This window comes from Mycobacterium sp., from assembly GCF_019243155.1.
Classification (GTDB): Bacteria; Actinomycetota; Actinomycetes; order Mycobacteriales; family Mycobacteriaceae; genus Mycobacterium.
On the sequence record NZ_JAFAUS010000270.1, the window covers coordinates 1 to 8,890 of the forward strand.

Annotated in this window: 9 protein-coding genes; 4 read left to right on the forward strand and 5 right to left on the reverse strand. The window is 65.6% G+C overall.

Features of this window, described 5'->3' with window-relative positions; genetic code table 11:
• On the reverse strand, window positions 1–545 hold a 545-nt coding region (locus JOZ00_RS13340), incomplete at its 3' end, for an AMP-binding protein (protein ID WP_293344430.1).
• Between the two features lie 133 nt (window positions 546–678).
• Here JOZ00_RS13340 and JOZ00_RS13345 point away from each other — a divergent pair.
• Together JOZ00_RS13345 and JOZ00_RS13350 are read left to right on the forward strand one after the other, a co-directional pair.
• Complete coding sequence (locus tag JOZ00_RS13345; protein ID WP_366022312.1) at window positions 679–1,431, forward strand: phthiotriol/phenolphthiotriol dimycocerosates methyltransferase; 753 nt, start codon at window positions 679–681, stop codon at window positions 1,429–1,431.
• A gap of 122 nt (window positions 1,432–1,553) precedes the next feature.
• The gene (locus JOZ00_RS13350) at window positions 1,554–4,727 is read left to right on the forward strand and encodes an adenylate/guanylate cyclase domain-containing protein (RefSeq protein ID WP_293344432.1); all 3,174 of its coding nucleotides are present in this window, start codon (window positions 1,554–1,556) and stop codon (window positions 4,725–4,727) included.
• Window positions 4,728–4,734: 7 nt separating this feature from the next.
• Here the strand turns inward: JOZ00_RS13350 and JOZ00_RS13355 are convergent, their stop codons facing one another.
• On the reverse strand, window positions 4,735–5,292 hold the full coding sequence (locus tag JOZ00_RS13355; RefSeq protein ID WP_293344433.1) for a TetR/AcrR family transcriptional regulator: 558 nt from the start codon (window positions 5,290–5,292) through the stop codon (window positions 4,735–4,737).
• A 195-nt stretch (window positions 5,293–5,487) separates the two neighbouring features.
• On the opposite strand from JOZ00_RS13355, the gene JOZ00_RS13360 reads away from it, so the two are divergent.
• Window positions 5,488–6,702, forward strand: coding sequence for a cytochrome P450 (locus JOZ00_RS13360; protein WP_293344434.1), 1,215 nt, complete (start codon window positions 5,488–5,490; stop codon window positions 6,700–6,702).
• A gap of 2 nt (window positions 6,703–6,704) precedes the next feature.
• Here the strand turns inward: JOZ00_RS13360 and cwsA are convergent, their stop codons facing one another.
• Window positions 6,705–7,109, reverse strand: coding sequence for a cell wall synthesis protein CwsA (gene cwsA, locus JOZ00_RS13365; protein WP_293344435.1), 405 nt, complete (start codon window positions 7,107–7,109; stop codon window positions 6,705–6,707).
• An 85-nt stretch (window positions 7,110–7,194) separates the two neighbouring features.
• Here cwsA and JOZ00_RS13370 point away from each other — a divergent pair, with 85 nt between their 5' ends.
• Window positions 7,195–7,743, forward strand: a complete 549-nt coding sequence (locus JOZ00_RS13370) for a peptidylprolyl isomerase (RefSeq protein ID WP_293344436.1) — start codon at window positions 7,195–7,197, stop codon at window positions 7,741–7,743.
• Window positions 7,744–7,775: 32 nt separating this feature from the next.
• On the opposite strand, the gene JOZ00_RS13375 is transcribed toward JOZ00_RS13370, so the two are convergent.
• Both JOZ00_RS13375 and crgA read right to left on the reverse strand, forming a co-directional pair.
• Window positions 7,776–8,201, reverse strand: a complete 426-nt coding sequence (locus JOZ00_RS13375; RefSeq protein ID WP_293344437.1) for a PH domain-containing protein — start codon at window positions 8,199–8,201, stop codon at window positions 7,776–7,778.
• 155 nt (window positions 8,202–8,356) lie between these two features.
• Complete coding sequence (gene crgA / locus JOZ00_RS13380) at window positions 8,357–8,638, reverse strand: cell division protein CrgA (protein WP_293344438.1); 282 nt, start codon at window positions 8,636–8,638, stop codon at window positions 8,357–8,359.
• Between the last annotated feature and the right edge of the window lie 252 nt (window positions 8,639–8,890).

Consider the following 8,890-nt stretch of genomic DNA (forward strand, 5'->3'; position numbering starts at 1 on the left):
TCGTTTGTGACGATGACGCCCGCGGGGGTGCGGGTGGATCCGGACGTGTATTGCAGATACACGGTGTCCGTTGCACTTTCGACCCGTGCAGCCGGACCCGGCTTTGTGTCGAGGTCCAGCAGGTCGACCTCGATCACCGATGGCGAGGGCGAACCGGACTCCGGCACGAGGTGCTCGGCGATTGTGCCTGCTACGTCGGACGTCGTCAGAACGATGGAAGGCGATGTGTCGCGCAGCACCGAATTAATGCGTTCATCGCTGGCGCCTCCCAGCGGAAGCGCGATAAACCCTGCCTGCAATGCACCGAGAAACGCCGTGATGTAGTCAAGCCCTTGTGGCGCCAATATCACCGCGCGGTCACCGGTTGAGCCGTGAAGTCGGAGCTCGTGTGCAAGGTTGAGCACTCGCCGATAGAGCTGCGACCACGTCAGGGTTTTGGCAATTCCCGCCCAGTCCTGTTCATAATCCATAAACGTGAATGCCGTCCGATTGGGCTGCAGACTGGCGCGTTCGCGCAGCAGGGCCGGAATAGGAGACTTGGGCATGGGCGTCAGATTACCTCGGCCGTACCGCTCACGGCGGTCTTGCGCCGAAGATGAAAACCGGCTTCGGCGAACGCCAACCGAAAGTCTCATCGACCGGCTGAATCGAAACGCTTTCTTCCTGAAACTATTGAATTTGCGGTTCAAATACGGTTACCGGTTCCTAAGCCGCCTGCTTACAAGGGACGACGTGTTGTTCCTCAATTACGGATATGAGGAGGATCCGCCGATGGCGCTGCCCTTGGCGGACTCCGATGAACCCGACCGGTATCCCATCCAGCTCTATCACCGCACGGCAACCCAGGTGGATCTCGCCGGCAGGGAGGTGCTGGAGGTCAGTTGCGGCCACGGCGGCGGGGCGTCGTACCTGATGCGCACCCTGCGCCCCGCCTCCTATGTGGGGTTGGACTTGAACACGGTCGGCATCGAGTTCTGCCGCAGAAGGCACAATCTGCCCGGCCTGGACTTCGTGCAGGGCGACGCCGAAAGCCTGCCGTTCTCCGATCGGTCCTTCGATGCGGTGATCAATGTCGAAGCCGCGATCAACTACCAGAACGTCCCGAGATTCTTCGCCGAAGTGGATCGCGTGCTGCGTCCGGGAGGGCATTTCCTGTACGCCGATATGCGCTACGCCGACGCAAGCGCCGCCTGGGACGAGGCGCTCGCGGGCATCCCCATGCGCCTCATTTCACAACGCGCGATCAACGCGGAGGTTATGCGCGGGCTGGAGAGAAATCGTTTTCTGGACCAGATCACCCGCCGTCTGCCGGACATCGCGTTCGTGCGGGGCATAGCCAACGACTACGCAGGTGGGCCGGGTTCGTTGATCTACCGCCGGCTGGAAAACGGCGAGGCTTCGTATCGATTGTTCTGCTTTGCCAAGAGTTGAGACCTAAGACTTCGTGTCGGCGTCACCCGCTGTGAAGCCAACACCACGTAGCGAAGTGTCGAACGGCCTATTCTTTGAGGACCATTGCAAAACCTTGGGGGCGAGGATCTGCGGAGGGTCGGATGACGGCCGTGGCGGCGTGCCGGACGTGCGGGATCGAGCTGCTCGAAAATGCTCGGTTCTGTCACGGGTGCGGCGCGCCGGCCGCCCAGCCCGCCGCACATGCGGAGTACAAGCAGGTTTCGGTGTTGTTCGCCGATGTGGTCCATTCCATGGACATCGCCGCGGCTGTCGGTGCGGAACGACTGCGCGAGATCATGGCCGAGTTGGCCAATCGCTGCGCCGCCGCTGTGCAACGGTATGGGGGCACCGTGGACAAGTTCACCGGCGACGGGATCATGGCGGTGTTCGGCGCTCCGGTGGCGTTGGAGGATCACGCCGTTCGTGCGTGTCTGGCGGCGTTAAGCCTTCAGAAGGAGGCGAAGCAGCTCGCCGTCGACGTCCTGGAGCGCGACGGTATCGAACTCCAACTGCGGGTGGGACTCAACTCCGGTGAAGTGATCGCCGGTGAAATCGGCTCGGGCGCATTGGGTTACACCGCGGTCGGCGAGCAGGTCGGCATGGCGCAGAGGATGGAGTCGGTGGCATCGCCGGGTGGGGTGATGCTCAGTGCGTCGACGGCGCAACTCGTCGCCGACGCTGCGACCCTCGGCGAACCTGAGTTCGTTCGTATCAAAGGGGCCGGCGCACCGGTGCCCGCCCGCCGGCTGTTGGGCATGCAGGACGGGCATCGCGCGGTCCGGCGTGCCGAGTCGACTCTTGTCGGTCGCCAGTGGGAAATGTCGGCCGTCGAGGGCTTGTTGGAGCGCGCAACCGGGGGCCGGGGCGCCGTCGTCGGTGTGGTCGGATCACCCGGCATCGGCAAGAGTCGCCTGGTGCGCGACCTTACGGGGGTGGCAGGACGGCGCGGCATCGATGTATTCGCCGCCTACTGCGAATCGCACACCAGCCAGGTTCCCTTCCATCTGGTGGCACGGTTGCTACGCGTGGCCAACGGCGTCGAGGGGCTTGACGACCCGGCCGCTCGCGCCCGGGTCCGCGACCGCATTCCCGAGGCAGACCCCGAGGACTTACTGCTGATCTATGACCTGCTTGGCATCGCCGACCCCGACGTTGAGCTGCCGAAGATCGCCCCGGACGCACGGCGGCGCCGGTTGACGGCGCTGGTCAATGCCGCATCGCTGGCACGCATTGAACCCGCGGTCTTCGTCATCGAGGATGCGCACTGGATCGACGAGGCGAGCGAGACGATGCTGGCGGGGTTCCTCGCGGTTATCCCGCAGACGCCCTCGCTGGTGCTGGTCACCTATCGCCCCGAATACCGGGGCGCGCTGACCCGGGCGACAGCCGGCCACACCGTCTCGCTGGCACCCCTGAGTGATTCGGAAACCGCGGAGTTGGTGTCGCAGCTGCTCGGGCCGGATCCTTCGAATGTCGCGCTGGGTCGCACGATCGCCGAAAAGGCCGCCGGGAATCCGTTCTTCGCCGAGGAGATCGTGCGCGAGCTGGCCGAGCGCGGCGTGCTGCAGGGGCAGACCGGCGCATACGTGTCGACCACCGACGTCAGTGAGGCCAAGGTGCCCCCGACCTTGGTGGCGACCATCGCCGCCCGCATCGACCGACTCGATCCGGAGGCCAAGCGCACGTTGAGTGCCGCCGCGGTCATCGGCTCGCGGTTCAGCCTCGAGCTGCTCGAAACCCTCGGCATAGAGCCCGTTCTCGAAGACCTCGTGGCGGCCGAACTCATCCATCAGGTGAGGTTCACCCGAGGACCGGAATATGTGTTCCACCATCCGCTGATTCGCACCGTGGCCTATGAATCTCAACTGAAATCCGATCGCGCCCAGACACATTGGCGAGTCGCCGCGGCCATCGAAGCGCGCGACCCGGCGGCTGTCGAGGAAAACGCCGCGTTGATCGCCGAGCATCTGGAGTCCGCCGGTGACGGGCTCGCCGCCTACGGCTGGCACATGCGGGCCGCAACGTGGGCGACCGACCGTGACATCACCGCGGCACGGTCGAGTTGGGAAAGTGCCACGCGGATCGCCGACGCGTTGACCGCCGTCGACCCGGACCGGGCGCCCATGTGCATCGCTCCGCGCACCATGTTGTGCGGGATCGCCTGGCGCGTTCATGTGAACAATGTCGGGGCCCGCTTCGAGGAGTTGCGGAGATTGTGCGGTGCCGCGGGCGACAAGGCGTCGCTGGCCATCGCGATGGCGGGCCTGGTGGTGGATCACACGTTCCAGGATCGGGTTCGCGAGGCGTCGCGGTTGGCTTCCGAAGCCATCGCCCTCATCGAGTCCATCGGTGATGCGACCCTGACGGTAGGGCTTTCCTTCACGCCGATCCGCGCCAAGCTGGCATGTGGCGAGTGGTCTGAGATGCTTCGCCTGTCGCAACGGGTGATCGACTTGTCCGACGGTGACCCCACCAAGGGAAACTTCCTTTTCGGGTCTCCCATGGCCCTTGCCTTCGCACAGCGGGCGATTGCCCGTTACGCGCTGGGCCGTCCCGAATGGCACGACGACCTGAGCCGCAGCCTGGCCACGGCGCGCAGCGTCGGCTCGCTGACCTACGTCACCGTCGTCAGCTACGTGTATTCCGTGGGCATACCGGCCGGCGCGTTGCGGCCCGACGATTCCGCGGTGCGCGAGATAGAGGAGGCGCTGGCGATCGCCGAGCGATCCGGCGACAACCTGCAGTTGGGTGTTGCGTGGCTGATCCTGGGTCTTGCACTGGTGCACCGCGACACGGACGAAGAGCGTGACCGCGGGAAGAAACTGCTCGCCGAGGCCCGCGCAGTGTTTGTGCGCGGTGGGCACTTTTTGTGCGATCTCCCGATGCTCGATGTGTACGGGGCGCGCGAGACGGCCCGTCGTGGCGGTCGCGACAAGATGATCCCGTTGATGCGGGACGCCGTCGACCATCTCGACCGCAACGGACAACTGCTGTCATGGGGCGTTCCGGCGACGGGCGTTCTGGTGGAGACCCTGCTCGACCACGGCACTGACAGCGACTTGGCCGAAGCCGACGCCGCGATCGAGCGCCTGGCGGCGGCGCCGGCCGATGAGGGTCTGGCGATAGTCGAGATCTGGCTGTTGCGGCTGCGGACACTACGGGCCCGCGCCCACAACGACGCCGCCGCCTACCGCGACTACCGGGACCGCTACCGCGACATGGCGACAACCCATGGCTACCAAGGACATATCGCGTGGGCCGAGGCGATGCCGTAGAGCGGTGTCAGCTCTTGCTCCACACGTCGGGCGCGCCGAGAAAGCGTTCCACCATGGCGCGTTCGGCGGCCGAGTCGGTGAGGGGCCAGGACCACAGCGCCAGGAAGACGCGGATCAGCCACTGCGCGGCGAGCGGATCAGCGTCGTCGCCGCCCAGCATCTCGGCGGCCAGGCCGGTCACGATCGGTGAGTCGGGGATCCACTCGCTGACCGAGGCCGCGTGCATAGAGCGCATCAGCTGGGCCAGTGGATCCGAACGGATGCGTTGTAGCGCCACGATCGTGGCCGTCACCACGCGATCCGGCCCCGTGAGATCCTTGATGGCTTCCCGTGTGACGTCGAGGATGCGGGCCGCCTGGATGGCGACGACGGCGTCACGGATCGCGGCCTTTCCGCCGGCATGGCGGTAGATGGTCGCGGGTGAGCAGTGCACCCTGGCGGCCAATGCCTCGATCGTGAATTCCTCGTACCCGTGGCGGGTGATCAGATCGCCGGCCGCGGTGTAGATCCGTTCGGCGGCTTCACTGCGGCGATCGCGTCCCACCAACCAGTCATCGCCCGGCATCAGCTACGCCCCTTCGCGTCGCGACCGGTGCAAATGTTTCCCGCAGGGTGAGAATTTTCGGCCGCTTTTTCTCAGGCTAACGCGCTGCTGGCGCTGGGTGGGCAACCCGGCGCGCGATCGGCCGGGGGCGCGGCTGCTTCTCAACTTCGCCGTCCCCCATTGACGCCTCCGGTGCGGCGCATCGAGGCTGAGCGTATGCCGTTATTGGACAACCCGATTCGGCTCCTCGGGTCCGAGGCGCTGCAGGATCCGTATCCGATGTATGACCAGATGCGGGCCGAGTCACCCGTGCACCGCGTCGGCGATTCGGTGTTCTACGCGGTGTGCGGATGGGATGCGGTGCTCGAGGCCGTCGAACGGGTCGACGATTTCTCGTCAAACCTGACCGCCACCATGGTGTTCCACGATGACGGCTCCGTGACGCCGTTCGACATGGCCCCGTTGGACAGCCCGGTTCACGCGCTGGCTACGGCAGACCACCCGGCGCATGCGATGCACCGCAAGATCCTGCTGCCCCACCTGTCTGCCAAGCGGGTGCGCATCATCGAGGAATTCGCCGTCGAGACCGCCGATCGGTTGTGGGAGCAGAACCTGCGCGGCGGACAGATCGAATGGATGAGCGCGGTGGCCAACCGGCTGCCGATGATGGTGGTCGCCAGGCTGTTGGGTCTGCCCGACGGCGACGTCGACGATCTCATTCGACTCGGGTACGCGACCACGACGCTGCTCGACGGGGTCGTGACACCCGACCAGCTCCAAGAGGCCGGGGTGGCGGCGATGGAGCTGTCCGGCTACGTCGTGGAGCACTTCGAAAAGGCGAGCGCCACCGGTGAATACGGTTTAATGGCCGATCTGGCGCAGCGCTGCGCGTCGGGTGAGGTGGAACAGCTGACGGCGCTGGGGATAATGCTCACGCTCTTCAGTGCCGCCGGTGAATCGACGGCGTCGCTGTTGGGCAGCGCGGCCTGGATTCTCACCGACCGCCCCGCGATCCAGCGCCAGCTACGCGAAAAGCCGGAACTGCTAAGCGCTTTCATCGAGGAGGCGCTGCGGTTCGAGCCGCCGTTCCGGGGTCATTACCGCCACGTGCGGCGCGACAGCACACTGGCCGGTTTCGACGTGCCGGCCGATTCGCGTCTGTTGCTGATGTGGGGTGCGGCCAACCGCGATCCGGCACAGTTCGACGCCCCGAACGAATTCCGTCTCGACCGCGCCGCGATCAAAAGCCACGTGACGTTCGGTAAGGGTGTGCACTTCTGCGTGGGAGCCGCGCTGGCCCGGCTGGAAGCCCACGTCGTGTTGGGCATGCTGCTGCACCGCACCACGTGGATCGAGGCGCAGGACGTCGGCGAATGGCTGCCGAGCATGCTGGTCCGTCGCCGCGAACGGCTGTCGTTGGCGGTCAGCTGAACCTAGGGACGCGGTTGCACGTCGACGCTGGGCGGCCGCGGCGAGGGCTCCTCGTGCGTTGAGCGACGAACGATGCTGAAGGCCGCGGCACCGCCGGCGAGAACCGCGACAGCGACACCCGCAATCACCCACGGGCGCTTGCCGCGCCGCTGGGCGCGGCGGGCGTCCTGCAACGCTTGAGGCAGGCCCGCGACCACTTCCTGCGCGGCGGCCAGCTCCTGGGCGAGGTCGCGCGCCAGACGCCCCTCCTGATAGCGGCGGCGCAGATGCGAGGCCGTCGACTGCGCGGACTGGACACCCAGGCCGACGACTCCCCGGGTGAGGTCCACCGGACCCACCGCCGTGTAGGTCAGGCCTCGGCCCAGTCGCTCCCGCGGAGTCAGCCGGGATTCCGTCTTCACGCTCATCTGCCGCCTCTCTGTGCCGCTGTACCTGAACAGACTGCCAGCATAGGGACGTCGGCGATACCGGGTGTGGGCGTGCCCGCGGGTAGTGGCAGACTCTCATGCCGTGACCAACAGCCCCTTTCAGACTGCTACCGCCACGCTCCACACCAACCGCGGCGACATCAAGGTCGCCTTGTTCGGGAACCACGCGCCCAAGACCGTCGCCAACTTCGTCGGCCTGGCGCAGGGCACCAAGGAGTACTCGACCCAGAACGCATCGGGAGGCTCGTCCGGCCCGTTCTACGACGGCGCGGTCTTCCACCGGGTGATCCGGGGCTTCATGATCCAGGGCGGCGATCCGACCGGAACCGGTCGCGGCGGCCCGGGCTACAAGTTCGCCGACGAGTTCCACCCCGAACTCCAGTTCAGCAAGCCCTACCTGCTGGCCATGGCTAACGCGGGACCGGGCACCAACGGCTCGCAGTTCTTCATCACCGTCGGCGAGACCCCGCACCTGAACCGCCGCCACACGATCTTCGGTGAGGTGACCGACCCGGAGTCACAGCAGGTCGTTGAAACGATCTCCTCGACGGGCACCGACGGCAACGACCGTCCCACCGAGCCGGTCGTCATCGAGTCGATCACGATCTCCTAAAACCGCTCGCGCGTCACCCGGGCTCGGGCCGCTCAGTCTGGTTGACGGCCCGCGTAGCCGGCGTCTGTCAGCGCGTCCAGCACCTCCAACGGGTCGGTTCCGAGGTCCCAGCGGGAGAACAGCACGAGCGAGTCGTCGGCCGTTTCGACCTCGAGCAGGCGAACCTTGCGGCCGTAGCGGCGGAACTCGACGATCCGAATGATCTTGATGTCGGAGCGCTGTAATACCTGCGTCCTGAACCACCCCCGCAGCGCCAGCCCTGCCGGGGTAATTGCCAGCTTCGGCCGTGCGCGCCACGACGCGCCCGCAAACACGAGCAGACCCACTGCGGCAATCCCCGTCAAAACCCGGCCAGGCAGCTCTGTGACTGCGGTCACACTGGCGATAGCCATCAGAGCACCCGCGACGCCACAACCAGCGATTCCCGTCGTACGCGGCTGCCATTGTGTTTGCTGCATGCGTAACTTAGGCCCTCCGACCATTGGGTATGGAGTTATCCACAGACGCTATCAACAGTGGGGATAAATAACACGCGTGTGATTGGGGGGTGGGAATGTTGCTGGCGCAGCGGGTGAATAAGCCGAAAATGAATTCATTCCGTCGCGGGGCCGGCTCAATGCCAGCGCATCGTGAGCAACAAACCGGTGATCATGAAAGCGAACGCGATGGCGTAGTTCCACGGGCCCAGTTGCGCCATCCAGTTGAGGGCGGTCGGAGCCTGCGAACCGACGGCTGCCAATTGGAACACCATCAGCCAGACGAGGCCGATCAACATCAGGCCGACGAACAGCGCAACGAACCACACACTCGACGGCCCCACCTTCACCTTCACCGGCGTACGGCTGACCGCACCGACGGTGAAGTCGTTCTTCTTGCGGACCTTCGACTTGGGCATGATTACCTCAACATGACGGTGAGCGGGACGGGGTGCAACGATAAAGCCTGCATCTGCACGCACAGCTTGGCTATGAGACTAACTCACCTGGCCCGGTGACCAGGAAAATGGAGACTCGATGAGCGATACGCGCCGTTCACCCTGGCGCTTCGGTGTTCCGCTGGTTTGTCTGCTGGCCGGATTGCTGCTCGCCGCCACGCACGGGGTGTCCGGGGGCGCCGAGATTCGCCGCAGCGATGCACCGCGGCTGGT

Bases quoted from the DNA above. Each gene is read 5' to 3' on its own strand.
- JOZ00_RS13350 (WP_293344432.1), top strand. From the start codon at position 1,554: ATGACGGCCGTGGCGGCGTGCCGGACGTGCGGGATCGAGCTGCTCGAA.
- JOZ00_RS13355 (WP_293344433.1), bottom strand. From the start codon at position 5,292: ATGCCGGGCGATGACTGGTTGGTGGGACGCGATCGCCGCAGTGAAGCC.
- JOZ00_RS13360 (WP_293344434.1), top strand. From the start codon at position 5,488: ATGCCGTTATTGGACAACCCGATTCGGCTCCTCGGGTCCGAGGCGCTG.
- cwsA (WP_293344435.1), bottom strand. From the start codon at position 7,109: ATGAGCGTGAAGACGGAATCCCGGCTGACTCCGCGGGAGCGACTGGGC.
- JOZ00_RS13375 (WP_293344437.1), bottom strand. From the start codon at position 8,201: ATGCAGCAAACACAATGGCAGCCGCGTACGACGGGAATCGCTGGTTGT.
- crgA (WP_293344438.1), bottom strand. From the start codon at position 8,638: ATGCCCAAGTCGAAGGTCCGCAAGAAGAACGACTTCACCGTCGGTGCG.